Consider the following 933-nt stretch of genomic DNA (forward strand, 5'->3'; position numbering starts at 1 on the left):
GCGGCTGAGCCGTACCTCGGTGATCGCCCGGTGGTCGATGCCGGCCACCATCAGCACCCAACCGTCCAGCGTGACGTCCTCCCCGGCGACGGTGGGGATGTGCCCGAGCCGGGCCAGCACCAGCCCGGCGACTGTGGTGTAGTCACCGGCCGGTCGCGACGGCAGCTCCACGCCGATGTCGGGAAGGTCGTGCACCGGGAAGGTGCCGGGCAGCAGCAGCGCGCCGTCGGCGTCGCGGCGTACCGAGTAGCCGTCCCGGTCGGTCTCGTCGTAGATCTCGCCGACGATCTCCTCCAGGATGTCCTCCAGCGTCACGATCCCGTCGACGGCGCCGCGCTCGTCCACGACGAGCGCGATGTGCTGACGCTCGGCCTTGAACTGACGCAGCGCGTCCACCACCGGAAGCGAGTCCGGCAGCAGCATCGGCGGTCGGGCGATCTCGTCGACCGGCCGGTCGTCGGGCACACCCACCAGGTCACGCAGGTGGATCACTCCGGCCGTGTCGTCCAGGCCGCCGTGACGCACAACCGGGGCCCGGGAGTGCCCGGTGGCGGCCAGCACGAGCCGCGCGGCCTCCGCGGTGGTCCCGCTGTCGAGCGTGAAGACCTGCAACCGGGGTACGAGCACAGCCCGCAGCCGTCGGTCGGCGATCTCCACAGCGCCCGCGATGATGGTGCGCTGCTCCTTGGTGAAGCCGTGGTTGCCGGCGACGATGTCGCGCAGCTCGTCCGGGCCGATCTCCTCCGGCTCGTGCTTCGGGTTGAGCCCGACCAGGCGGACCACCACGTCGCTGGTGGCGCCGAGCGCCCAGACGGCCGGGCGGGTGAGGCTGGCGAGCAGGTCGAGGGGGCGGGCCACCAGCAGCGCCCACCGTTCGGCGGCCTGCATGGCGATCCGCTTGGGCGCCAGCTCGCCGAAGACCAGGGTGACGAC

1 protein-coding gene is annotated in these 933 nt (G+C 72.3%); it reads right to left on the minus strand.

The window, feature by feature from the left end:
• The coding region (locus tag KBX53_RS34305) for a hemolysin family protein (RefSeq protein ID WP_210863961.1) at positions 1-933 on the minus strand (933 nt) is incomplete at both ends.

Origin of the sequence: Micromonospora sp. M51 (assembly GCF_018070305.1) — a bacterium.
GTDB classification, from domain to species: domain Bacteria; phylum Actinomycetota; class Actinomycetes; order Mycobacteriales; family Micromonosporaceae; genus Micromonospora; species Micromonospora parva.